General features: G+C 70.4%; 23 protein-coding genes. 5 read left to right on the top strand and 18 right to left on the bottom strand.

The annotated features are described in order from the left end of the window. Window positions 1–9: 9 nt before the first annotated feature. Entirely contained in the window at window positions 10–768 is a 759-nt protein-coding gene (locus tag G9C83_RS10445) for a Nif3-like dinuclear metal center hexameric protein (protein ID WP_167246084.1), read from the bottom strand. A gap of 105 nt (window positions 769–873) precedes the next feature. On the opposite strand from G9C83_RS10445, the gene G9C83_RS10440 reads away from it, so the two are divergent. Together G9C83_RS10440 and G9C83_RS10435 are read left to right on the top strand one after the other, a co-directional pair. After that, window positions 874–1554 carry a TrkA family potassium uptake protein gene (locus G9C83_RS10440; RefSeq protein WP_167246083.1) on the top strand — a complete coding sequence of 227 codons (681 nt, stop codon included), beginning with the start codon at window positions 874–876 and terminating at the stop codon, window positions 1552–1554. Window position 1555: 1 nt separating this feature from the next. Further along, window positions 1556–3250, top strand: a complete 1695-nt coding sequence (locus G9C83_RS10435; protein ID WP_167246082.1) for a potassium transporter TrkG — start codon at window positions 1556–1558, stop codon at window positions 3248–3250. A 19-nt stretch (window positions 3251–3269) separates the two neighbouring features. On the opposite strand, the gene G9C83_RS10430 is transcribed toward G9C83_RS10435, so the two are convergent. The 9 genes from G9C83_RS10430 to G9C83_RS10390 form a co-directional block, all read right to left on the bottom strand. Beyond that, entirely contained in the window at window positions 3270–3626 is a 357-nt protein-coding gene (locus G9C83_RS10430) for a hypothetical protein (protein WP_167246081.1), read from the bottom strand. Window positions 3627–3692: 66 nt separating this feature from the next. Then, window positions 3693–5024, bottom strand: coding sequence for a Trk system potassium transporter TrkA (trkA, locus tag G9C83_RS10425; protein WP_167246080.1), 1332 nt, complete (start codon window positions 5022–5024; stop codon window positions 3693–3695). Between the two features lie 94 nt (window positions 5025–5118). Beyond that, the gene (locus G9C83_RS10420; RefSeq protein ID WP_167246079.1) at window positions 5119–6663 is read right to left on the bottom strand and encodes a TrkH family potassium uptake protein; all 1545 of its coding nucleotides are present in this window, start codon (window positions 6661–6663) and stop codon (window positions 5119–5121) included. A 56-nt stretch (window positions 6664–6719) separates the two neighbouring features. Continuing rightward, a complete protein-coding gene (speB, locus tag G9C83_RS10415; protein ID WP_167246078.1) occupies window positions 6720–7538 on the bottom strand; it encodes an agmatinase in 819 nt (272 codons plus the stop codon). A 3-nt stretch (window positions 7539–7541) separates the two neighbouring features. Continuing rightward, complete coding sequence (locus G9C83_RS10410; RefSeq protein ID WP_167246077.1) at window positions 7542–7922, bottom strand: translation initiation factor IF-5A; 381 nt, start codon at window positions 7920–7922, stop codon at window positions 7542–7544. Between the two features lie 107 nt (window positions 7923–8029). After that, on the bottom strand, window positions 8030–9103 hold the full coding sequence (locus G9C83_RS10405) for an aminotransferase class I/II-fold pyridoxal phosphate-dependent enzyme (RefSeq protein ID WP_167246076.1): 1074 nt from the start codon (window positions 9101–9103) through the stop codon (window positions 8030–8032). Continuing rightward, window positions 9103–9873 (bottom strand): creatininase family protein, encoded by a 771-nt coding sequence (locus tag G9C83_RS10400; RefSeq protein ID WP_167246075.1) that lies wholly within the window; start codon window positions 9871–9873, stop codon window positions 9103–9105. Before G9C83_RS10400 ends, G9C83_RS10405 begins: the two co-directional genes overlap by 1 nt. A gap of 46 nt (window positions 9874–9919) precedes the next feature. Continuing rightward, the gene (locus G9C83_RS10395; RefSeq protein WP_347877797.1) at window positions 9920–11581 is read right to left on the bottom strand and encodes an AarF/ABC1/UbiB kinase family protein; all 1662 of its coding nucleotides are present in this window, start codon (window positions 11579–11581) and stop codon (window positions 9920–9922) included. A gap of 5 nt (window positions 11582–11586) precedes the next feature. Further along, window positions 11587–11934, bottom strand: coding sequence for an Hsp20/alpha crystallin family protein (locus tag G9C83_RS10390; protein ID WP_167246074.1), 348 nt, complete (start codon window positions 11932–11934; stop codon window positions 11587–11589). Between the two features lie 691 nt (window positions 11935–12625). On the opposite strand from G9C83_RS10390, the gene glp reads away from it, so the two are divergent. Then, window positions 12626–13825, top strand: a complete 1200-nt coding sequence (gene glp / locus G9C83_RS10385) for a gephyrin-like molybdotransferase Glp (protein ID WP_167246073.1) — start codon at window positions 12626–12628, stop codon at window positions 13823–13825. Then, window positions 13822–15696 carry a molybdopterin biosynthesis protein gene (locus G9C83_RS10380; protein WP_167246072.1) on the top strand — a complete coding sequence of 625 codons (1875 nt, stop codon included), beginning with the start codon at window positions 13822–13824 and terminating at the stop codon, window positions 15694–15696. Before glp ends, G9C83_RS10380 begins: the two co-directional genes overlap by 4 nt. Here the strand turns inward: G9C83_RS10380 and G9C83_RS10375 are convergent. From G9C83_RS10375 to G9C83_RS10345, 7 genes are read right to left on the bottom strand one after another with little or no spacing between them, the layout of a single operon-like run. Then, window positions 15693–16343, bottom strand: coding sequence for an HAD family hydrolase (locus G9C83_RS10375; protein ID WP_167246071.1), 651 nt, complete (start codon window positions 16341–16343; stop codon window positions 15693–15695). The two genes, G9C83_RS10380 and G9C83_RS10375, sit on opposite strands and share 4 nt — an antisense overlap. Window positions 16344–16384: 41 nt before the next feature. Beyond that, window positions 16385–16753 carry an LWR-salt protein gene (gene lwrS, locus G9C83_RS10370; RefSeq protein WP_167246070.1) on the bottom strand — a complete coding sequence of 123 codons (369 nt, stop codon included), beginning with the start codon at window positions 16751–16753 and terminating at the stop codon, window positions 16385–16387. A 1-nt stretch (window position 16754) separates the two neighbouring features. Continuing rightward, complete coding sequence (locus tag G9C83_RS10365; RefSeq protein WP_167246069.1) at window positions 16755–17030, bottom strand: 4a-hydroxytetrahydrobiopterin dehydratase; 276 nt, start codon at window positions 17028–17030, stop codon at window positions 16755–16757. 53 nt (window positions 17031–17083) lie between these two features. Then, the gene (gene hemA, locus G9C83_RS10360) at window positions 17084–18391 is read right to left on the bottom strand and encodes a glutamyl-tRNA reductase (RefSeq protein ID WP_167246068.1); all 1308 of its coding nucleotides are present in this window, start codon (window positions 18389–18391) and stop codon (window positions 17084–17086) included. After that, window positions 18388–19044 (bottom strand): NAD(P)-dependent oxidoreductase, encoded by a 657-nt coding sequence (locus G9C83_RS10355; RefSeq protein ID WP_167246067.1) that lies wholly within the window; start codon window positions 19042–19044, stop codon window positions 18388–18390. Before G9C83_RS10355 ends, hemA begins: the two co-directional genes overlap by 4 nt. 22 nt (window positions 19045–19066) lie before the next feature. Further along, entirely contained in the window at window positions 19067–20149 is a 1083-nt protein-coding gene (locus tag G9C83_RS10350) for an Lrp/AsnC family transcriptional regulator (protein WP_167246066.1), read from the bottom strand. Between the two features lie 45 nt (window positions 20150–20194). Further along, window positions 20195–20611, bottom strand: a complete 417-nt coding sequence (locus tag G9C83_RS10345; protein ID WP_167246065.1) for a DUF5778 family protein — start codon at window positions 20609–20611, stop codon at window positions 20195–20197. A gap of 202 nt (window positions 20612–20813) precedes the next feature. On the opposite strand from G9C83_RS10345, the gene uppS reads away from it, so the two are divergent. Continuing rightward, entirely contained in the window at window positions 20814–21722 is a 909-nt protein-coding gene (gene uppS, locus G9C83_RS10340; protein WP_167246064.1) for a polyprenyl diphosphate synthase, read from the top strand. 15 nt (window positions 21723–21737) lie between these two features. On the opposite strand, the gene G9C83_RS10335 is transcribed toward uppS, so the two are convergent. Next, window positions 21738–22346 (bottom strand): undecaprenyl diphosphate synthase family protein, encoded by a 609-nt coding sequence (locus tag G9C83_RS10335; RefSeq protein WP_167246063.1) that lies wholly within the window; start codon window positions 22344–22346, stop codon window positions 21738–21740. Window positions 22347–22450 lie beyond the last annotated feature (104 nt).

Below are 22450 nucleotides of genomic sequence, written 5' to 3'. Positions count from 1 at the left end.
CCGCGCGGCTCAGAGCCCGGTCGGGTGGTCGAGGAACGTCGTCTCCAGGTCCCAGTCGTCGGCGACGTCCCGGAGGGCGCGCACGCCCAGTGTCTCCGTCGCGTAGTGGCCCGCGAGGAACACCGAGATTCCGGCTTCGCGGGCCTCGTGGTAGAGCTTCTGCTTGCCCTCGCCGGTGACGAACGCGTCCACGCCGTCGGCCTCGGCCTCCCGGATCCAGTCCGCGCCGCTGCCGGTGACGATGGCGACGTCCTCCAGCGTCTCCGGCCCGAAGTCCAGCACCTGCACGCCGTTCTCGGGGTCGAGTTCGGCCGCCAGCGCCTCCCGGAGCTCCTCGGCCGTGAAGCCCGAGGTCGCGGTCCCCCGGGTGCCGACGTGTTCGCCGGCGTGTGCGCCGAACGGCGCGCGGTTCTCCAACCCGAGCAGGTCCGCGACGCCCGCGCCGTTCCCGAGCTCGGGGTGGCCGTCCAGCGGCAGGTGCGCGGCGTACAGCGCGCAGTCGGCGTCCACGAGCCGCCGCACGCGCTCGTACTCGCGGCCCGTCACCGAATCCAGCCCGCCCCAGACGAGGCCGTGGTGGACGACCAGCAGGTCCGCCCCCCACTCCACGGCGTCCTCGATGGTCGCGACCGCGGCGTCCACCGCGAACGCCACGCGCTCGACGTCGGCGTCCTCCGGGCCGACCTGCAGGCCGTTCGTCGCGGCGTCCTCGTAGTCGTCGACGCGCAGTCGCTGGCCGTACTCCGCAGTGATGTCCGAGAGGTCCATGTTCGAGTAGCGTGCGCGCCGGGAACTTCTAGGCGTCGGCGCGGGAGAGCCGACCGCAGTACGAACGATAGCCTTTCAATCGTCGGATTTGAACAGGAACACCGAATGTACATCGTCATCGTCGGTGCCGGCGACATCGGCACGCCGCTCATCGATACCGCCACGCGGGGCGGCAACGAGGTCGTCGTCATCGAGCGCGACGCCGAGCGCGCCGAACGCGCGTCCCGGCAGTACGACTGCCTCGTGATCAACGACGACGCCACCTCCAAGGAGACCCTACAGGACGCGGGCGCCGACCGCGCGGACGCGCTCATCTCGACGACCGACCGGGACGCCGCGAACGTGATGGTCTGCCTGCTCGCCCAGGAATTCGACGTCCCCCAGATCGTCTCGGTCGTCCACAACCCCGAGCACATGAACCTCTTCCGGCAGATCGGCGTCAACACCATGCAGAACCCCCAGAGTCTCATCGCCGAGTACCTCTACCGCGCGGTGAAGAACCCCTCTATCGTGGACTTCATGCAGATCGGCGAAGAGGCGGAGGTGTTCGAAATCGTCGTCGAGGAAGGCGCGCCAATCGCGGAAAAGACCCTGAAGGAGGCCGACCGGGAGAACCTCATCGGCCCCCAGATGCTCATCGTCGCCGTCGAGCGCGACGGCGAGGGCGACCCGATCACGCCGCGCGGGGGCACGCGCATCGAGGCCGACGACCTGCTCACGGTCTACTCCGGCGAGGGAGCGACCGAGGACGTGACCGCCGTGTTCAGAGGCGCCGAGGACCGCTAAGATGCCCCGCCGGAACGACGGCCTGCTCCCGACGGACCTCGAAATCATCCTCCGGGACGTCGGCTCGCTGCTGCTGATGGAGGCCGGGCTGATGACCGTCACCACCGTCATCGCGCTCGGATTCCGGGAGTTCCACGCCGCGCTCGGGTTCCTCGTCGCGGGCGGCGTCACGGCCGGCCTCGGCGGCCTCGCCAACCAGCGGTTCGCCGACGCCCCGGACCCGAAGATGAAACACGGGATGGTCATCGCCGCCGGCGGGTGGCTGATGGTGGCCGTCTTCGGCGCGCTCCCGTTCCTGCTGACCGCGTGGCTGACGCCGCCCGCGGTCATGGACACGTTCGTCCCGGCAGCCACCGACACGAGCACGTGGGACCCGATCGCCGTCGGCGGCACGACGACGCTGTCGAGTCTCGCGTACTTCCGCGACCCGCTGCACGCGTTCTTCGAGAGTATGAGCGGGTGGACAGGCAGCGGCCTGACGATGGCGGTCCACGAGCCGTCGCTGCCGCACGCCGTCCAGTGGTGGCGGTCGTTCATCCAGTGGGTCGGCGGCGTCGGCGTCATCGTCCTCACCGTCTCGATCCTCGCCCGGCCCGGTAGCGGGAGCTACGCGCTCTACCAGAGCGAGGCCCGCGAGGAGAAGATTCACCCGAGCGTCGTCTCCACCGTCCGCACGGTCTGGAAGCTCGTCGTCGGGTACACCGTCCTCGCGTTCGTCCTGCTGTTCGGCGCCATCCGCGCGAGCACCAGCGAGTACGCCGAGTCACTCACCGTGTGGGAGACCGCGTGGCAGGCGCTCAACCACGCGATGACCGGGCTCACCACGGGCGGGTTCTCCGTCACGGACAACTCCATCGCGACGTACAACTCCCCGCTCGTCGAGACCGTCCTCCTCCCAATCATGATTCTCGGCGCCATCGCGTTCCCCGTCCACTACGTCGTCCTCCGCGACCGGGAGCTGAGCGAGCTCGCGGCGGACCTCCAGACGCGCTGGCTGTTCGTCCTGCTCGCGCTCGGCGTCGGGGTCCTCTCGCTCCAGAACGTCCTGACAGTCCCCTCGGCGCCCGGCGCGTTCGCCACGCAGTCGTTCCTGCCGTTTCCCGCGCCGAGCCTCGACGCCGCGCAGCTCGACGCCGCCCGGGACTCGACGTTCCAGTGGGTGAGCGCGCTGACCTGCACGGGCTTCCAGTCGGCGCCCATCGGCCGCTGGCTCGCCGGCGCGAAGCTGCTGGTCGTCGGCGCGATGGTGCTCGGCGGCGCCGCCGGGTCCACCGTCGGCGGCATCAAGATCATCCGCGGGTACACCATCGCGCGCGGCATCATCTGGCAGTTCTCCCGCGTGTTCCTCCCGAAGAACGCGGTCGTCACCGCGCGCATCGGCGACCGCACGCTCGACCGCGAGGCGATGGAACAGGAGTTCGGCGAGGCCGCCATCGTCACGCTGCTGTGGCTCCTCGTCCTCGTCGCCAGCAGCGTCGTGCTCGTCAACGTCGCCGGCCCCGACTTCACGTACGCCGACGCACTCTTCGAGGTGGCGAGCGCGCAGGGCAACGTCGGGCTCTCCTCGGGCATCACCGGGCCGGCGATGTCGCGGCTCGCCGAGGCCATGTTCGTCCTCAACATGTGGGTCGGCCGCCTCGAAATCATCCCGGTGCTCGTGTTCGTCCGCGCCGCGATCTCCGGGCTCGACCCCTAACGCGGTCGCCTCCCCGCTGTCACTCCTCGTCGACTTCGACGCGCCCGAGGAACGACCAGTGGGGCTTCGCTCCGCCCTCGATCTGCGGCTCCTCGGTGACGTGGTAGAGGTACGGGCCGTGCGGGCAGTCGCTGCAGCCCTCGGGGCAGTCGAACTGCTTGACGACCTCCGTGTACCCGTCGTGCTCGGTGACGCGAAGAATGTCCTCCCCAGGAGCAGGCGTCACCGGAGATTCTCCCTCGTGGTGGTGCTGAAGGAGCTCGCGAGCGAAGACGACGGCGTTCCGAAGCTCCTCGGGCGACAGGTCGCTCAGGTCCGACGCGACCGCCTCGGGAAGCCCCTCCGGCGGCGTCGGGCGGTCAGAGGACTCGACCATAGTCGTCCTACCCACCCCACTCACATAACGACTCGGCCGATTCCCCGGGAGTGAGGTCGCCGCGTGCTACAGTTTGCTGGTCGCCTCCGCGAGGGACGCAGCGTCGACGAACACGATGACGTGGTCGCCGACCTCGACGACGGTGTCCCCGCGCGGGACGACGAACTCCCCGTTCCGGGTTATCGCACCGACGACCACGCCGTCCGGAAGGTCGGCTATCGACTCGCGAATCGGCCGTCCCGCGAGCACGCTGTCCTCGTCGACCGTGATTTCGAGCACTTCCGCGCGGTCGGTCTCGATGATGGCGACGTTCTCGGCGTGGCGCTCGCGGGTGAACCGCGTGATCTCCTCCGCGGTCGTCTCCCGGGGGTTGATCGCCGCGTCGACGCCGACCGTCTCGAAGAGGTCGACGTACTCCGCCGAGTCGACGACCGCGATGGCGCGCTTCGCACCGGCGCTCTTCGCGATGAGCGACGCCAGCAGGTTCTTCTCGTCGTTTTCGAGGACCGTGACGACGATGTCGACCGCTTCGATGTGTTCGCGTTCGAGGAACTCCCGGTCGGTCGCGTCGCTCTCCAGGACCGTCGTCCCCTCCAGCAGTTCGGCGAGTTCGCGGGCCCGGTCGTGGTCCCGTTCGACGAGCCGCGGCTTCAGCCCGCGTTCCTGTAGCAGGCGGGCGGTGTGGTAGCCGACGTCGCTGCCGCCGACGACGAGGACGTTCGGCGTGCCGTCGCTGTCCGGTGCGAGCGCGTGCGAGAACGTCTGGACGCTCTCCGGGCTCCCGATGACGATGACAGCGTCGCCCACCGACAGCACCGTCTCCCCGCGCGGGACGACCACGTCGTCTTCGCCCAGCACGGCCGCGAACGTCAGGGAGTCGTACTGGTCGGCCTCCCGGACGGTCATCCCCGCGACCGGGCTCGACTCGGGGATCGTGAACTCCGCCATCTGGACCAGCCCGTCCGCGAACAGCTGGACGTCCCGCGCCGCCGGCAGGCCGACGACTCGCACGATAGTCTCCGCAGTCAAGACGTTCGTGCCGACCATGTGGTCGACGCCGAACGCGACATCCGAGTGCTGCCACGTCCGGAGGTACTTCGCGCTCTTCACCCGAGAGATGGTGAATGCGCTCGAAACCGCTTTCGCGGTGCTGCAGACGATGATGTTCGTCTCGTCGGCGTCCGTGCTCGCGATGACCATGTCGGCGTCCTCGACGTTGGCCTCTTCGAGGACGTCGAGGTCCGTCCCGTCGCCCTCGACGCCGAGCACGTCTGCGTCGTACACGAGACTCTCCACGCGGCTCTCGTCGGTGTCGACGACGGCGACGTCGTGGTTCTCGGAGAGACTGGTGGCGATGGCGGTCCCGACCTCGCCGGCGCCGACGACTACGACGTACACCGGCGACCCTCCGACTCGTACATACCCGTGTTCTTCACGAGGGGGCCGGAAGTGTATTGCCCTCCCCGGAAGCGGCTCCAATCCCCGGGCTCGGTCACCGCTGCCAGAACGACGGCGTGAGGATGACGAGCACGGACAGCACTTCGAGCCGGCCGATCCACATCAGGAACACCATGTAGAGCTTCGAGGCGTTCGTGAACGGCTCGAAGCTGTTCATCGGACCGACGACGCCGAACCCCGGGCCGATGTTCCCGAGCGTCGCGATGGCGACGCTCATCGCCTCCAGCCCGGACAGCGTCACCTCACTCGCGCGGAAGCTGTCGAGGTACAGCAGCATCGTGGAGGCGGCGAACAGGCCGAGAAACAGGAGGACGAACACGAGGACGTCACGGATCGTCTCCTCGTCGACGACGTCTTCGAGACGTATCGCCCTGACTGCGTCGGGGTGGACGGACGTGAACAGCGACCGGCCGACGGCGCGCTTGACGAGCACCCAGCGCACGATCTTGATGGAGCCGGCGGCCGACCCCGCGGAGCCGCCGAGGAAGTACGCGAACAGCAGAATCGTCTGCGCGGACGCGTCCCACGTGTTGAAGTCCATGCTCGCGTACCCGGTGGTCGTCACGATGGCGACCACCTGGAAGAGCCCCTGCCGGAGCGCGTCCTCGACGTTCCCCGGGATGGTGCCGACGTTCGTCGGCGTCTCCGCGAGCCCGACACCCGCGAACAGGACCGCGGAGACGACGGCGCCGAACCCCACGACCGCGAGCAGGTACGACCGGAACTCCGTGTTCCGCGTGAGCCGCTCCGGCTCGCCCTCGAGGACGTACCAGAACAGCGCGAAGTTCGTCCCGGCGACGAGCATGAACGGAATCACCGCCCACTGGACGACCGGCGAGAACGCCTCGACGCTCCGGCCCTTCGGGGAGAAGCCGCCGGTCGGCAGCGTCGTGAGCGCGTGCGCGACGGCGTTGTAGAGGTCCATCTCGGGCGCGACCCCGGCGACGTTGAGCGCGTAGTAGACGGCGGCCGCGAGCACCGTGAACGCGGCGTAGATGGCCCACAGCGCGCGGGCGGTCTCCTGGATGCGCGGCGTGAGCTTCTCCAGGTCGAGCCCGGGCGCCTCCTGGTTGATGACCTGCGCACCGCCGACCGAGAGCTTCGGCAGGATGGCGACCATCAGCACGAGGATGCCCATGCCGCCGAGCCACTGGGTGAGCTGGCGCCACATCAGCATCGCGTGGCCGTGCCGCTCGACGGAGATCACGCCGAGGACGGTGGCGCCCGTCGTCGTGAACCCGCTCATCGACTCGAACAGCGCGTCGACGGGCGCCGCGACGGTGCCCGTGCCGGCGACGAGGTACGGCACCGTCCCGACCAGCGGGACGACGAGCCACGAGAGGCTCACGAGCAGGAACGCCTCGCGGTTGCCGAGCTCGCCGCCGGTGTCGGCGCGTTCGAGCAGCGCGCCCAGGCCGACCATCACGACGCTCCCCGCGAGGAACGGCAGCGGGTCCTCGCCGTAGTACAGCGCGAGCGCGAGCGGGAACAGCGGCGTCACGCCGATGTACTTCAGCACCGTCCCGACGTAGGCGACGCTCACCCGGTAGTCGACGTACGTGCTCGGCGTCCAGGGCATCGAACACCAGAACAGTCGAACGGCGGACAGATGGCCGTTACGGCACCGACCGGGCGTCAGGCGTCCGCGTTCGCGTGCACGAACTCGCGGACGAGCTTCGCGGCGAGCGTCGCGGCCTGCCCGTCGTCGCGGTCGTTGACCTCCACGACGTCGAACCCCACGGCCTGTGGCGCGAGCGCGCGGACGAGGTCCCGCATCGTCGCGGAGTCGAGGCCGAACGGCTCCGGGGTGCCCGTCCCGGGCGCGTACGCCGGGTCGGCGGCGTCGATGTCCACCGAGAGGTACACCGAGTCGTCGACCTCGGGCGTCCAGTCCGCGGCGTCCTCGGGAGAGAGCACGGTGACGTCCCCCTCGGCGGCGCGCTCCCACTCGGCCTCGTTGCCCGAGCGCGCGCCGACGACGACGGCCTCGTCGGCGACGTCGAGGGCGTGCCGAGTGACCGTCGAGTGGCTGAGCTCGTCGCCGTCGAGGTCCTCGCGGAGGTCGAGGTGGGCGTCCAGCGCGACGAACGTGTCGGGCTCCGCGGCCCGCACGCCCGCCACCGAAACCGTGTGCTCGCCGCCGAGCACTACCGGGGCGGCGTCCGCCCAGCGGACGTCAGTCAGCACGCCTTCGAGGTAGTCGAGGTACGCGGCGGTGTCGTGCCACGCGTGGACGTCGCCGTAGTCGGCGACGTGTAGCTCGGAGAAGTGTGTCCCCGTAGCGGGGTGGAAGTCCTCGAACGTTCGAGCGAACTTCCTGATGCGGTCCGGGCCGAAGCGCGCGCCCGGACGGAACGAGGTCGAAACGTCCAGCGGCGCGCCCACGACGACGTGGTCCGCGTCGCCGAACGGCTCGTCGGCGGACTCGTCGACGGGGCTGGCGCCGGGGAACATCCGTTACTGGACGATCTTCCGCTGGCCCTCGAACTCGAGGTACTCGATGTTGTCGTCCGCGGAGAGGTCGAGGTCCGCGGGAATCTGCATGGTCACGGTCTCGTACGTCTCGAGGTCCATGACCTGCGCGACGGTGTCGGACTCCATGGAGACGACCTGGCCCTGCTTGCGCTCGATGATGGGGATCCAGACCTTCGCGTCGACGGGCTGGCTGAAGCTGCGCTTCTTCTCGTCGAAGACGCCCTCCGCCTCGACGCGGGCCTTCGCGCTGCCGTGCTTGCCGGGCTTGGCAGTGCTGTAGGCGTTGATCTTGCACGGCGTGTCCTCGATCATCACGTAGTTGCCTTCCTGCAGGTCACGGACTTCCGTCTGCTCTTTCGCCATACGGCGCGATTCACGCCTGCCGGGTATAAACTGTTTGGAACGCGTTCCGGCCGGGAGAGGGCCCCACACTCGCGGAGACGGCCAGAGACGTGTCGAGTGAGAACCACTCAAAGCACGGTGTCGACGCGCGCGAGTCCGTCCCAGAGTTCGTCAGTGGGCAGCCCGAATCCGAGCCGGAAGTAGCCGTCGTAGGACTCGCCGCCCGTGGAGAAGCAGTCTCCGGGTGCGAGCACGACGCCGGCGTCCTCCACGACTGTCCGACAGAACTCTCGGGAGCCCGAGAAGCCGTCCGGAACGCGCAGGAACACGTTACAACCGACGGGGTCGGGCCAGTCGAGCCCGTGTCGGCGTGCCCACTCCGCGGTGATCTCGCGGTTCTCCCGGACGTGGTCGAGTGCGTCCGAGCGCAGCGCTCCCTCCTCGCCGTCGAGGACCTGCCGGGCGACGTGCTGGCCGAACTTCGACGGCGAAATCGTCGTGTAGTCCTTCCAGCGCTCCGCCGCCTCGACCACCTCTGCCGGACCGGCGAGCCACCCGAACCGGAGGCCCGCGAGCCCGTACGCCTTCGAGAGGCTCGCAGTGCTGATGCCGCGCTCGCCCAGGCTCGCGACCGGCGGCACCGGGTCCTCGGCGAGCAGCCGGTACACCTCGTCGCAGAGCAGGTACGCGTCCGCGTCCGCGGCGAGGTCGTACAGCGCGCGAATCGCCTCCTCGGGGTGCCGTCTCCCGGTCGGGTTGTTCGGGTTGTTGACGACCACGAGTTCGGTCTCGGGCCGAATCGCGTCGGCGACGGCGTCCACGTCGAGCGCCCAATCCGGTTCGTCCAGCGGCACCCGCGTCACGTCGCAGATAGAGTCCGGGACCGCGTGGAGGCTCTGGTACGTCGGCGTGACGACGACGGCGTGGTCGCCCGGGGACAGGAGCGACTGGAACGCGAGGAAGTTCGCTTCTTGGGTTCCGACGGTGCAGACGACTTCCTCGGCGCTCCGGCCGTACTCGGCTGCGATAGCTTCCCGAACGTCGGGCGCGCCCGCCGTCGGAATCACGTAGCCGAGGTCGCCGGGGTCGGTGTCGAAGCGGTCGGCCGGGAGGCTGCGAACGCCGCTCTCCGCGAGCATCACGTCCGCGTCGTGCTCGTACTCGGCGAACCACCGCTCCAGTTCGAACGGTTCGACGTCCATCAGACGTGGTCCTCCGGCAGCAGGTCCGCGAACGCCTGGTCGTCGAGCCACTCGCAGAGCGCGACCAGCTGCTCGGTCGCCGCCTCGAACAACTGCTCGCCCTTCTCCGCGCTGGCGTCGGTCTGGTCGCCGAGCACGCCGTTGCCGGTGTTGTCCGCGGCGTCGTAGAACGTCCGCGAGCCGTGCATGACGGTGTCGGCCTCGTCGACGCTCGCCACGCCGCCGTCCCTCGCTTCCGCGAGGCGGTCGTCGTGGACCAGTTCGGGTTCGAGGTACTGAATCATCGACGTCTCCTTCGGGCCGCCGTGCGGGCCGTTCTGCGCGAACAGGTCGCCGACGAGGTCTGGAATGCTCTCGTCCCACATCCACTCGATCGCGTACGCCACCTCGTCCTGTCGGAGGCGCGTGCCGACCTCGCGGAGGTGCGGGACGTTCCCGCCGTGCGCGTTCACGTAGACGACGCGGTCGACGCCGTGGGCGGTGAGATTCCGCGTCAGCGATTCCACGTACTCCCGGAACACCGGCGGTTCGACCCACATCGTCCCGTGGAACTGCCGGTGGTGGCCGCTCACGCCGACGTTGACCGTGGGCGTACAGAGGAATCCAGTGCGGTCGGCGGCCTCACGGGCGAACGCCTCCGCGATGACGTGGTCGGTGGATTCGGGGAGGTGCGGGCCGTGCTGCTCGGTGGAACCGAGCGGTACGAGCGCCAGCGACTCCTCCTCGAAGTACGTGCCGAGGTCCGGCCAGGCTTCGTCGCCGAGGTACATCACCTACAGCAACGGACGGGCACGAGCAAGAATCTGGCGCCCGGAGTCAGTCGTTCCGGCGGTCGCGGAGGTTCTGTCGCGTGAACTGCGGGGCCGCGCGCATACCGCTGCGCTTCCTGAACGACCGGTAGAGGCCGGCGCCGACCGCGAACGTGAACGCGCCCATGACGCCCGCCGCGAGCAGGTCCGCCTCCGTGTAGAGGAGCGCGGTCGTCGGCACGCTCGTCGCGAACACCAGCCCGAGCACGACCCGGCGCGCCAGTCGGTCGATGACGCCGTCGCCGTCCTCGATGTCGGCGCGAACGTGGAGGTCCTCTCGCTCCACGCGGTCGAGCGCCGACTCCAGTTTCGGCGGCACGCGGACCGCGGACTGCGCCGAGCGCTGGAACTGGTCGGCGGTCTCCTCGGCGTACTGCCGAATCGACTCCTCGCGGTACCCCTGCTCGGTGAGGTACTCCGTCGCCACCGTGATGAAGTCGAAGTCCGAGTCCAGCGTCACGCAGACGCCCTCCACGACCGTCGCCACGCGCAGTACCAGCGCGAGGTTCGACGGCAGGCGAAGCGGGAACTCGTAGATGGTGTCCTCGACCTTCCCGACGATCTGCTGGACGCGGTACGTCTCGATGTCCTCCCCGCGGGCGTCCTGGATCGCGAGCTCCATCACGTCCGCCATCGTCGCGCGGTCGGCCTCCGGGGAGAGCGTCCCCATCTCGATGAGCGCGTCCAGAATCGCGTCGATGTCCTGGTTCGCGACCGCGATGTAGAAGTCCACGATCTTCTCCTGGACGAACGCGTCGACGCGCCCGCTCATCCCGAAGTCGTAGAACACCACCGCGCCGTCGTCCCGCACCGCGAGGTTCCCCGGGTGCGGGTCGGCGTGGAACACGCCGTCCTCGATGATCATCTGGAGGTACGCCCGCTCGACGGTTTCCGCGACCTGCGAGCGGTCGACGTCCCGGCGGTCGAGCTCCTCGACGTCCGAGATCTTCGTGCCCGGGATGTACTCCATCGTGAGCACGCGGCTGCTGGAGTGCGTGTCGTAGACCTCCGGAATCACGACCTTCGGGTCGTCCGCGAAGTTCCCGCGGATCTCCGTGAGCATCTCCGCCTCGCGGCCGTAGTCCATCTCCTCGCGGATCGTCTTCGCGAACTCGTCTGCGAGGTTCCGCAGGCTGAACGCCCGCGACTCGCCCACGAAGCGCACGATGACCGGGAGCGTCCAGCGAATCACGCGCAGGTCCGCGTTCACGAGGTCCTCGATGTCCGGCCGCCGCACCTTCACCGCGACCTCGTCGCCGTCCACCTTCGCGCGGTACACCTGCCCGAGGCTCGCGCCGCTAATGGCGTCCGTCTCGAAGTCGTCGAAGCGCTCGTCGACGTCACCGAGCTCGTCTTCGAGGACGACGCGGGCGTCCTCCCAGTTCGCGGGCGGCACGCGGTCCTGGAGGTCCGCGAGCACTTCGACGTACTCCGGCGGCAGCACGTCCGGCCGCGTCGACAACAGCTGCCCGAGCTTGATGAACGTCGGCCCGAGCGTCAGCAGCGAGTCCAGCAGCCGGCGCGCCCGCGCCACCCGCATCTCCGGGGTGACGCGGCGCCGCCCCCCGAACAACACGTACCGCCGGCGGTCCCGCAAATACCCCCACAGCAGCGGGAGGAACTGCCAGACGACGGCGACGAACCGCCGGTACGACCGGAGCAGCGCCACTCGTCTTACCCCTCGACGGGCACGGTGTGGCCGTCGCCGCGCTTCGGAACTCGGACGTCGAGCACGCCGTCGTCGACGCTCCCGGACGCGCCCTCGGTCGCCGCGTCCGGCGGCAGCGGCAGCTCCAGTTCGAGGAACAGCGACCGCTCCTCGACGCGGTACTCGAACCCCGCGGGCACGTCCTTCTCGCGGCGCGCGTCCACCACGAGCGTCCGCCCGTCGATGCGGACGTCCACGGAGTCCGCGCTCGCGCCCGGCACGTCCACCACGAACGCGTACGCGTCGTCGCTCTCCATGACGTCCACGAACACCGAGTCGGGCAGGCTCCGCAGCGCTTCGCGCAGGCGGGACATGCACGCCTCTTGGGTCGGCGCGGCGTTAAACCCGGTGGTCGTTGGCGGATACGACCGCGAAAACGGAGAGGGGAGCCGTCCGAACCGGACGGCCGCGCTCGCGTCGGGGGAGAGCGCGAACGCGCAGAGAGTGAAACCGGCTGTGCTCGACACACCAGTTGCGTGCTGAGAGACTGTGACGCGGGCCGCGTCGGTGGGGGTACGCGGCCCGGCGAGCGTCGGCGACGCGGGAGGGGGAGTGGCGTCGGCGACGCGAGTGACGCTCAGTGTGCCCTGACCGGCGGCGTGCGTCTGCCGCCACCTGACCCAACAGTCGCCGGGGTATTCAACGATGCACTCCGTCGCCCCGGATTCGAGACGGTTAAGCCGAATTAAGCGCGGTTTCGCGCCCACACTGCGGCAGGCGCGTCGGACACGCACCTGCTAACGGTGGTCGGGTCGAGCGGCGGTTCGGGCGCGCAATCGACGGGTGGGAACGCCCACGCGGCTCACGGCTCACTCCGTTCGCCGTTCGCGGTAACGTGGGCTCCCTGCGGTCGCCCACGCGGCTCACGCATCGCTGCGCTCCGCGTTCGCATCAACGCGGCGTGCCGCGCGGCTCACGGCTCACTCTGTTCGCCGTTCGCGGTAACGTGGGCTCCCTGCGGTCGCCCACGCAGCCTTTACCCCGCCCCCCACCCAACTGACGCCCATGACCGAGCACGACCGGCACGACGCCGGCTTCAAGGAACGAACGCGCGTCGAGGCCGCGCGAGAGCGGTTACTCGACCGGGTGGCGGTCCACGACCGCACTGAGCGCGTCCCACTCACCGAAGCGGACGGGCGGACCGTCGCGACGGCCGTCACGGCCGAGCAGAACGTCCCGCACTACCGGCGCGCGGCGATGGACGGGTTCGCGGTGCGCGCCGAGGACACGTTCGGTGCGAGCGACCGCTCGCCCGCGGTGCTGCGCGAGAACGAGGCCGAGCGCGTGCACACGGGGAGCGCGCTCCCGGAGTGGGCGGACGCCGTCGTGATGGTGGAGCAGGCGAACGCGGCGAGCGGCGAGGTCGAGACGTTCGACGCCGTCGGCGAGGGCGAGAACGTCGCGCCCGTCGGCGAGGACGTCGCCGAGGGCGACCGGCTCTACGAGCCCGGGCACCGCCTGCGGCCCTCGGATCTCGGGCTGCTGAAGTCCGTCGGCCTGCGCGAGGTCGAGGTGTACGAGCGCCCCGAGGTCGCGGTCATTCCGACCGGCGAGGAGCTCGTACAGGACGACCCGGGGCCCGGCGAGGTCGTGGAGACGAACGGCCTCACTGTCTCCCGGCTCGCGGAGCGCTGGGGCGCGAGCGCGCGCTACCGTGACATCGTCACCGACGACGAGGCGGCGCTCCGGGACGCAATCGAGGCGGACCTCGACGCCGACGTGGTGGTGACGACCGGCGGCTCGTCCGTCGGGGAACGCGACCTCGTCCCGGAGGTCGTCGAAGACCTCGGCGAGGTGTTCGTCCACGGGGTCGCGCTGCGGCCCGGCCACCCCGTCGCGCTCGGCGAAGTCGACGACACGCTCGTGGTGATGCTGCCCGGCTACCCGGTCGCGTGCATCGTGAACGCCGTGCAGTTCCTGCGGCCCGCAGTGAAGCGCGCCGGTGGGATGCCGATCGACGATCCGCCGAGCGTGCAGGCTCGGCTGGACGGGAAGATTCGCTCCGAACCCGGGGTGCGGACGTTCGCGCGCGTCCGTCTCCGCGAGGACGGCGGGGAGACGGTCGCGGAGCCGGTGAGCGCGAGCGGGAGCGGCGTGCTCTCCAGCGTCGCGCTCGCGGACGGCTGGGTGGTCGTCTCCGAGCAGGCGGAGGGCATCGACGACCGCGAGGGAGTCGCCGTACAGAACTGGGAGGCCCACCGATGAGCGACCGCAAGCAGTTCCGCGACCTCGCCAGCCCCGAGGAGGCCCGCGAGGTCATCGCCGGCCTCGACCTCTCACCGGGCGTCGAGCGCGTCGACTTGGACGACGCGGACGGCCGCGTGCTCGCGGACCGCATCGACGCCCGCCTCGACGTACCGGGGTTCGACCGCGCGAAGGTCGACGGCTACGCCGTCCGCGCGGCGGACACGTTCGGCGCGAGCGAGACCGACCCCGTCGAAATCGAGTGCGTCGGCGACATCCACGCGGGCAGCGAGCCGGACGTGAGCGTCGGCGACGGAGAGTGCGCGGAGATTTCGACGGGCGCGCCCGTTCCCCCGGGCGCGGACGCCGTGGTGATGGTCGAGCGAACTGCCCGAGACGAGGACACGGTGACCGTTCGAACCTCGCTGGCGCCCGGAGACGGCGTGATGGTCGCGGGCGCGGACGTCGCGGCGGGCGACCGCGTGCTCGGCCCGGGGACGCTGTTGACGTCCCGGGAGATCGGGCTGCTCGCGGCGCTCGGCGTAGAGACGGTGCCGGTGCGCGCGAAGCCGAAGGTCGGCATCGTCTCCACCGGGGACGAACTCGTCCGGCCCGGCGGCGACGTGAGCCACCGCGCGGGCCAGATTTACGACGTGAACAGCTACTCCATCGCCGCGGCGGTGCGGGACGCGGGCGGCGAGCCCGTGCTGTACCCGCACGCGGGCGACGACTACGAGGAACTGGAGCGCGTGCTGCGGGACGCCGCGGACGACTGCGACCTCGTGCTCTCCTCGGGGTCGACCTCCGCGAGCGCGGTCGACGTCGTCTACCAGGTCGTCGAGGAGCGCGGCGAACTGCTCCTGCACGGCGTCAGCGTCAAGCCCGGGAAGCCGATGCTACTCGGTGAGATGGGCGGGTCCGCGTACGTCGGGCTGCCGGGCTACCCGGTGTCCGCGCTCACCATCTTCCGGGCGTTCGTCGCGCCCAAGATCCGGGACGCGGCGGGCCTCCCCGAGCCGCGTTCGGCGACCGTCGAGGGGACGATGGCGGTCCGCGAGCGCTACGCCGAGGGACGCACGCGCCTGATGCCCGCCGGGCTCGTGGAGTCCGGGGACGGCGAGACGCTCGTCTACCCAGTGGACAAGGGCTCGGGCGCGACCACGAGTCTCGTCGAGGCCGACGGCACCGTCACCGTGGACGCCGACACGGAGTACCTCGACGAGGGCGAGACCGTCGAGGTGGAGCTGTTCTCGCCGGACGTCCGCCCGCCGTCGGTGTTCGCGGTCGGCGAGCGCGACCCGGGCTTCGACCGCGTGCTCGACCGCCTCGCGAACCCGCGGTTCCTCGGGCTCGGCTCGCGAGAGGGCGCACGCCGCTTACGGAACGGCGTCCCGGACGTCGCAATTACGACGGGTGACAGGGGCGACGGCGAGGAGCTCGCGTCGTGGACCCGGGAGTGGGGGCTCGTCGTCCCCGCCGGGAACCCGCTAGGCGTCTCGGGAGTCCCAGACCTCGTGGATTCGGGCGTGACGCTGTCGAATCGCACCGGCGCGAGCGGCCTGCGGGACGCCTTCGACGACGCGCTCGCGGAGTTAGCGGACGAGCGCGACACCGACCGCCGCACGCTTACGGGGGAAATCGACGGGTACGAACGCGAGACGAAGGGCACGGAGAGCCCCGCGCGGGCAGTCTTGGAGGGCGACGCGGACGCCGGCCTCGCGCTGCGCGCGACCGCGGACCGCCTCGGCCTCGACTTCGTGGAGCTTGGCGAGCAGCCGGTGCGCGCGCTCGCGAACCCGGAACGCGCGGAGAAAGACGGCGTACAGGAACTCGTGGACGTGCTCGACGACCTCGCAGACGTCCTCGACGGGCTCGCCGGCTACGAGGCCTAATCGGCGCTCCGGGGGGTGACGAAGAGGTCGTCGAAGGACTCGACGCGGCGGTCGCCGAGCACGCAGCGCCCGCGCTTGTGGGGGTCGTGGCGCTCGACGTGGACGCCGTCCAGACCCGCGTTCCGCGCGGCGCCGACGTCGCTCGCGCCGTCTCCGACGTAGACGCCGTCGTGGTCCGGGCCCGCGCCGACGTCGGCGAGCGCGAGCTCGATGGGGCGCGGGTCGGGCTTCCAGCCGATGTCGTCGTCGCAGCAGACCACGACGTCGAACCAGTCGCCGATGTCGAGGCTGTCCATCACGGGCTCGGTGAGGAACTCCGCGCAGTGCGTGACCACGCCCACGGGGCCGTCGAGGTCCGCGACGTGCGCGGCGTCGTCGTAGAGGTACGTCGCCTCCGCGCGCGCCATCGGGTCCTCGACGTGGTGGAACGCCTCCCAGAACGCCGACGGCTCGAACCCCCACTCGCGGAGCTGGGCGTTCCGGGAGCCGCCGAGCCCGTGCCACAGCACTTCCGCCTGGTAGTCCGAGAACTCGTGGCCGACCCGGGCGCCGACGCGGTCGAACACCTCGCGGGTGTACGACCACTCGGTGTCGACGAGCGTGCCGTCGAGGTCGAACAGCCAGACGTCGTAGTCGGAGGGCTGCATCGGAGCAGGCACTACGACGTCGTGGGGCAAATGCCTTGCCCTCAGTCCTGGACTTCCACGGAGCTCCCGAGGTACTTGTTGAGGACGTCGGCCGCGCTGTCGGCCTTGAACAGGTCGAGGTTCGCGCCGATTTCCGCCTTCAGCGCGTCGTAGTACTCGCGGTCGGTCTCGAACGCGCGGTACTCCACGGAGTCGACGTCCACGGCCAGCGCGTCCTCGGTGAGCTCCCGGAAGTGCCCGGGGTCGCCGATGTCGCCGCGCCAGAGGTTGTCCCGGAAGAACAGCCACCCGGGCTCGCCGGGCTCGGCGGCGACGCGCTGCATCCGCGTCTCGAACGTCTCCGGGTCGACGCGCACCCCGTACTCGGGGTCGAGGCGGAACCGCACCGCGAAGACGTACCGGGCGTCCATCCTACTGGAGTTCGTCGCAGAGCTCCGCGAGCTCGACGTCCTGCTCGGTGACGCCGCCGGCCTCGTGGCTCGTGAACCGGACTTCGACCTCCTCGTAGCGGATCCGGATCTCGGGGTGGTGGAACTCCTCCTCGGCGAGCTCGCCGACCTCGCTGGCGAACGCGACGCCTTTGAGGTAGTCGTCGAACTCGTAGGTCCGCGTTATCTCGTCGCCGTCGAGCGTCCAGCCCTTCGGCGCTCGCTCCTCGATCTCGTCGTCGGAGAGTAACTCGGCCATGCACGTAACGTCACGCGCCAGTCACATAACCGTACCCGCCGACAGAACAGCCGCTAGTCCTCGGACTCAGCGGGCGTCGCCTCGCCCGTGGCCGTGTCGAACGGCATCCCGTCCTCGAAGTCCGGGTCGAACAGCTCGAGCGCGGTCGCGATGGTCGACCAGTCGTCCTCCTCGGCGGCGTCCCGCAGGCTCTTCGTCGGCGCCGCCAGCAGCTGGCTGACCAGCGCGTCCGCCATCGACTCGAGGACCTCGCGCTCCTCGTCGGAGACCTCGCCCTCGGCGGCTTCGAGCTTCGAGACGGCCGTCGACACCTCGCGGGCCTTCAGGCGGTCGGCGCTCTCGTACATGCGCGCGATGACCTCGTCGGCGCGCTTGCGCTTGTACTGGGAGAGCAGGCGCTGGAACTCGGCTTCGAGCATCGCCTCGACCTCGCGGGCGGCGTCCCGGCGCTGCTCGCGAGTCGACTCCGTGACGGCTTCGAGGTCGTCGAGGTCGTGGACGGAGACGCCGTCGACGGCCGCCGCGTCGGGCGCGACGTCCCGGGGCTGCGCGAGGTCGACGACGGTCGTCTCGCCCGCCTCGGCGAGCGTGTCCTCGTCGAGGAGGTACTCGGGGCTGCTGGTCGCCGTGACGACGACGGCGGCCTCGTCCGCGTGCTCGGGCGCTGCCTCCAGCGACGCGGTCTCCGCGTCCGCGTCGACGGCGGCCGCCACGCGGTCCGCACGAGCGGGCGTGCGGTTCGCGACGACGACGCGGTCGACGCCCGCGCTCGCGAACGCCTTCGCCGCGAGCGCGCCCATCTCGCCGGCGCCGACGACGAGCGCGGTCGCGCCGTCGACGTCTACCTCGCCCTCGACGAGCCGGACGGCCGCGCTCCCGAGCGACGTGACGCCCTCGTTGATTGCGGTCTCCGTGCGAGCGCGCTCCCCGACGTGGATGGCCTTCGTGACCGCCTGCCGGAGCACGTGCCCGATGGCGCCGGCGTCCTGGGCGGTGTCGTAGGCGTCCCGCACCTGCCCGAGAATCTGGTCCTCGCCGACAACGAGAGATTCCAGGCCGGCGGCCACCCGGAGGAGGTGGCGCAGGCTCTCCTCGTGTCCCATCGAGACGGCGCCCTCCGCGGCCGGGTCGAAGCCCGCGGCGGCGAGCGCTCGCCGCCCGCTGCGCGGCTCGTCCGCGACGACGTACGCTTCCGACCGGTGGCACGTCTGGACGACGAACGCTTCCTCGACGGCCGGCTGGACGAGCAGTTCCTCGAGGGCGTCCGCCTCGCTGTCCGCACTCGCGGCCTCCAGTTCCGAGAGGGAGGCCGACTCGTGGGAGACGCGCACGCCCGAGACGACGCCAGTGTTTCCGTTCACGTGGACCACTCTGAATTGCCCACGACGTCGGCGACGACGTCGTCGGCTACTTGGCGAGGATTTGTCCCACCGGTACGTAAACCCTTCCAAACCGGCTCCGAGCGCACCACCGCCCTGACGGCGTCTCGCCGCGTCTCCGGGTCGACGCCCGCGGCCTTCAGTTCCGCGCGCAGCGACGCGGTTAAGTCCGCCATACCGCCGGCACCCGCGAGGTCGTCTTCGAGGCGCTCGCGGAGGTACTTCGAGAGCGCCGGGCTCGCGCCGCCCGTCGCGACGGCGACGGTCACGGGGTCGTCGCGGACCGTCGCCGGTACCACCACGCTGTCGGCCTCGCGGCCGCCCGACTCGTCCGCGCGGTTCACGAGCGCGCCGGCGGCCCGCGCCGCGGCGACGAACGCGTCGTTGACGGCCTCGTCGTCGGTCGCTGCGACCACGAGCGCCGGTTCCGTGCGGTCGACCCACTCCGTCGCGTCCCCGGGCTCGGGCGCAGCCTGCACGCGCTCGGCGTCCCCGAAGTCCGCGTCAGCGAACTCCGGGCTGAGCGCGACCACGTCGGCCTCGCGGGCGAACCGGCGGGCCTTCCGCGCGCCCACCGGCCCGCCGCCGACGACGAGCACCGTCTCCCCCTCGAAGTCGTGGAACAGCGGAATCACGGCGTCTGCCCCCGGTTCCCGCTCATGCGGTGTTCGCGTCCGCGCGCTCGGCCAGCCGGATGCCCGTCTTCTTCAGAATCCGCGTCGAGAACAGCGTGTCCCAGTCGCCGTCGCCGACGTCCCAGTACTCGTCCATCACGTCCCGCACCTGCTGGACGCGGCGCTGGCTCTCCTCATCGGTGCGGCCGTGAGTCATCGCGAAGAAGTTGTAGTCCCAGACGCCGTCGTGGCGCGGCCGCTGGTAGCAGTGCGTGACGAAGTCAAGGCTCGCGACGGCGGGACCGACCTCGTCGACGACGTCGTCGGGAACGTCCCAGACGGTCATCCCGTTCTCCGTGTACCCCAGCGAGTAGTGGTTCGGGATGACGCCGACTCGGCGCACCTTCTCCTCCTCGTTGAACCGGCGCAGCGTCTGCACCACCCAGTCGGTGTCGTGGCCGATCTCCTCCGCGACCGCCTGATACGGCGTCTCCACGACGGGGAGGCCGTCCTGGACCTCGATGACGAGGTCGCGCTCGGCGGGCGTGAGGGTGTCGCGGTCGGTCGGGTCCGGCCGCGGCCCCAGGTGCGAGAGGTCGACGTCCCCTTCCGGGATAGGGCCGTCGACGAGGAACTTCGCCTCCACCCGGAACTCCCGCTGTTTCGGGAGGTTGTACGTCTCCTGGCCGGTCGCTTCCTCGATCTCCGCGAGGACGTCCTCGACGTTCTCGTCGTCCGCGACCGACACCACGAACCACATGTTCAGGTGCGGGTGCTCGCGCTCGTAGTTGTGCGCGACCTCCCGGAAGCCGTTGACCGTCTCGGCGATCTCCTCGAACTCGTCTTCCGGAGCGTGCATCGCCACCAGCGAGGCGTTCCCGCCGATCTCCTCCGCGTTGATGAGCGCGCCGAACCGCGTCAGCACGCCCTCGTCGTCGAGGCGCTGCACGCGCTCGAGGAGCTCCGCCGGCTCGATGTCCACGCCCCGCGACCGGAGCGCGTGCGCCGCCGGCTCGAACGGCCGGTGGACGACCGGGAACCCCCCCTGGAACGCGTTCAGCACCGCGCGGTCCCGGTCGTCGAGGTCCGCAATATCCATGGGCGCATCTGCGTCCGCACGAACCATAAACGGCCCGACTCGCGCGCCGACGCGGACGAATCGGGGACGGAGCTACGGCTCGTAGCCGTCCTCGGTGATGCCGACGACGCGCTCGACGCCGTCGAGGGCCTCGATGTCCGCGACGACGGCGTCGTGGTCGCCAGTCGCCTTCCAGTACAGCACGAGGTCGAACGTGCCCTCGCGGAGCAGCTGCTGGCACTCCCAGACGAACTCGTCGCCGTCGAGGGTGAGCCCCTGGTGCTGGTTCACGCCGAACTCGTCGCTGTCGTTGCCCGAGTAGACGTACGTGTCGCCGACGTCGGCGTGCTCGGCGACGGCGTCGCCCGCGTCGAGGGTGAGCTGGTGGAGCAGGCTCTCCGCGCTGGACTCGTAGCTCGTGTGGACGACCGCGCCCGCCAGCTCGATGTCGCCGGGCTGCAGGAGTTCGACCGTCTCCCGGTAGAGGTCCTCGTTGACCGTCTCGCTCATGTCCGAGACGAGACGCTACCCGGCCATACGTGTGGCGGTTGCCGCGCGCTCGCACTCGGCCCGCTGGGCACTCACGCGATGGTTTGGCGGCGCCTAACTATCCGGGTGGCGTGCCGAGCAGTGACGAGACGATGCCCGGCCAGTCGATTACGTCGACGAGCGAACAGAAGGCTGATACGTGAGTCCACCGTCCACTCGCCCGATGCGAACGTGGCTCCGCTCGGTGCTGCACAGCGGCTACGAGCGCGTGCTCCGTCACGAGGTCGACGGCGCGCCCGAGCACGTCGCCGTCATCCAGGACGGCAACCGGCGGTACGCCCGCGAACAGGGCAAGGACGCGACGGCGGGCCACAGCGCGGGCGCCGAGACCACGGAGAACGTCCTCGACTGGTGTGCGGAACTCGGCGTCGAGGAGCTCACGCTGTACGCGTTCTCCACGGAGAACTTCGACCGCCCCGAGGAGGAGCGCCAGCACCTCTTCGACCTCCTCACGGAGAAGTTCCGGGAGTTCGCGGACGCCGACCGCGTCCACGACCAGGGCGTCCGGATCCGCGCCATCGGCGAGATCGACATGCTCCCCGAGCGCGTCCGGGACGCCATCGAGTACGCCGACCGCCGGACGGCCGGCTACGACGACTTCACGCTGAATATCGCGGTCGCGTACGGCGGCCGGGCGGAACTGCTCGGCGCCGCGCGCGGCGTCGCGGAAGCCGTCGACCGCGGCGACCTCGACCCGGATGACGTCGACGTCGCGGAGATCGAGGCGCGCCTGGAGACCAGCCCCGTGCAGGACGTCGACCTCATCATCCGGACCGGCGGCGACGAGCGCACGTCGAACTTCCTGCCGTGGCACGCCAACGGCAGCGAGGCCGCCGCGTTCTTCTGCACGCCGTACTGGCCGGAGTTCTCGAAGACCGACTTCCTGCGCGCCGTCCGCACGTACGAGTCCCGGGAGGCGTCGTGGCGCCGCACCCGAGCGGAGCGCGCGCTCGCGCTCGTTCGCGCGCTCGGCAGCGAAGTCGGTGAGGCCCGCCGCGTGCTCGACAAACTTCGCGACCAGCTCCCCGACCCGCCCGAGGACATCGAAGCCGAGGGGCGGTCCGCGGACTGACGCGGCTCGCTACGCTTACCGCCCGAACCTGCGCTGTCTGTTCTCGTAGTCCAGCACCGCGCGCAGGTAGTCGCGCTTGCGGAAGTCCCGCCAGTTGACGTCCGTGAAGTAGAGCTCGGAGTAGACGGACTGCCAGATCATGAAGTCGGAGAGGCGCTCGGCGCCGGTCTTGATGACGAGGTCGGGCTCCTCGGGGAAGACGAGCTCCGACTCGACGACGTCCTCGTCGACGTCCTCGGGCGCCATCTCGCCGGCGTCGACGGCTTCCGCGACGCTCTGGACGGCGGTCGCGAACTCCTGTTTGCCGCCGTGGCCGACGCTCACCTGGATGGGGGCGTCGGCGCGCGCGTCGTCGTCGGGGCCGCGGACGGCGACCTCGCGGGGCGCGTCGACGCGCGCGAGCTCGCGTTCGAGCGTCGGGACGGCGGCCTCGTCGAGGACGCTCACGTAGACGGTGACGCGGTCGGCGCCGTAGTCGAACGCCCACCCGAAGAACTCCGAGAGCGTGTCGTACGCGCCGGCTTCGAGGAGGTCGCGCTCCGTGATGACGAGCGCGACGTGGTCGGGGGCGTCGGCGTCGTGGCGGCGCACGCGCAGCGCGAGGTAGCGGTCGTAGAGACCCACACGGGAGCGTGCGCCGGCGCTCCACAAAACCTTGCGGGTCTCGAAGGCTGTCGGGAGGACCCGCGCAGGCGTCGGGTCTCGTGGCTCCCGCTTCGGGGAAGTTA

The sequence above is a fragment of the Halobacterium sp. R2-5 genome, from assembly GCF_011734195.1.
Taxonomy (GTDB): domain Archaea; phylum Halobacteriota; class Halobacteria; order Halobacteriales; family Halobacteriaceae; genus Halobacterium.
The sequence above is the reverse complement of the archived record's forward strand: the minus strand, read 5'-3'. Positions and strand labels throughout refer to the sequence as shown.

Coding starts and splice junctions, on each gene's coding strand:
- G9C83_RS10445 (WP_167246084.1), bottom strand. CDS start 768: ATGGACCTCTCGGACATCACTGCGGAGTACGGCCAGCGACTGCGCGTC.
- G9C83_RS10440 (WP_167246083.1), top strand. CDS start 874: ATGTACATCGTCATCGTCGGTGCCGGCGACATCGGCACGCCGCTCATC.
- G9C83_RS10435 (WP_167246082.1), top strand. CDS start 1,556: ATGCCCCGCCGGAACGACGGCCTGCTCCCGACGGACCTCGAAATCATC.
- G9C83_RS10430 (WP_167246081.1), bottom strand. CDS start 3,626: ATGGTCGAGTCCTCTGACCGCCCGACGCCGCCGGAGGGGCTTCCCGAG.
- G9C83_RS10420 (WP_167246079.1), bottom strand. CDS start 6,663: ATGCCCTGGACGCCGAGCACGTACGTCGACTACCGGGTGAGCGTCGCC.
- speB (WP_167246078.1), bottom strand. CDS start 7,538: ATGTTCCCCGGCGCCAGCCCCGTCGACGAGTCCGCCGACGAGCCGTTC.
- G9C83_RS10410 (WP_167246077.1), bottom strand. CDS start 7,922: ATGGCGAAAGAGCAGACGGAAGTCCGTGACCTGCAGGAAGGCAACTAC.
- G9C83_RS10405 (WP_167246076.1), bottom strand. CDS start 9,103: ATGGACGTCGAACCGTTCGAACTGGAGCGGTGGTTCGCCGAGTACGAG.
- G9C83_RS10400 (WP_167246075.1), bottom strand. CDS start 9,873: ATGTACCTCGGCGACGAAGCCTGGCCGGACCTCGGCACGTACTTCGAG.
- G9C83_RS10390 (WP_167246074.1), bottom strand. CDS start 11,934: ATGTCCCGCCTGCGCGAAGCGCTGCGGAGCCTGCCCGACTCGGTGTTC.
- glp (WP_167246073.1), top strand. CDS start 12,626: ATGACCGAGCACGACCGGCACGACGCCGGCTTCAAGGAACGAACGCGC.
- G9C83_RS10380 (WP_167246072.1), top strand. CDS start 13,822: ATGAGCGACCGCAAGCAGTTCCGCGACCTCGCCAGCCCCGAGGAGGCC.
- G9C83_RS10375 (WP_167246071.1), bottom strand. CDS start 16,343: ATGCAGCCCTCCGACTACGACGTCTGGCTGTTCGACCTCGACGGCACG.
- lwrS (WP_167246070.1), bottom strand. CDS start 16,753: ATGGACGCCCGGTACGTCTTCGCGGTGCGGTTCCGCCTCGACCCCGAG.
- G9C83_RS10365 (WP_167246069.1), bottom strand. CDS start 17,030: ATGGCCGAGTTACTCTCCGACGACGAGATCGAGGAGCGAGCGCCGAAG.
- G9C83_RS10350 (WP_167246066.1), bottom strand. CDS start 20,149: ATGGTTCGTGCGGACGCAGATGCGCCCATGGATATTGCGGACCTCGAC.
- G9C83_RS10345 (WP_167246065.1), bottom strand. CDS start 20,611: ATGAGCGAGACGGTCAACGAGGACCTCTACCGGGAGACGGTCGAACTC.
- uppS (WP_167246064.1), top strand. CDS start 20,814: ATGCGAACGTGGCTCCGCTCGGTGCTGCACAGCGGCTACGAGCGCGTG.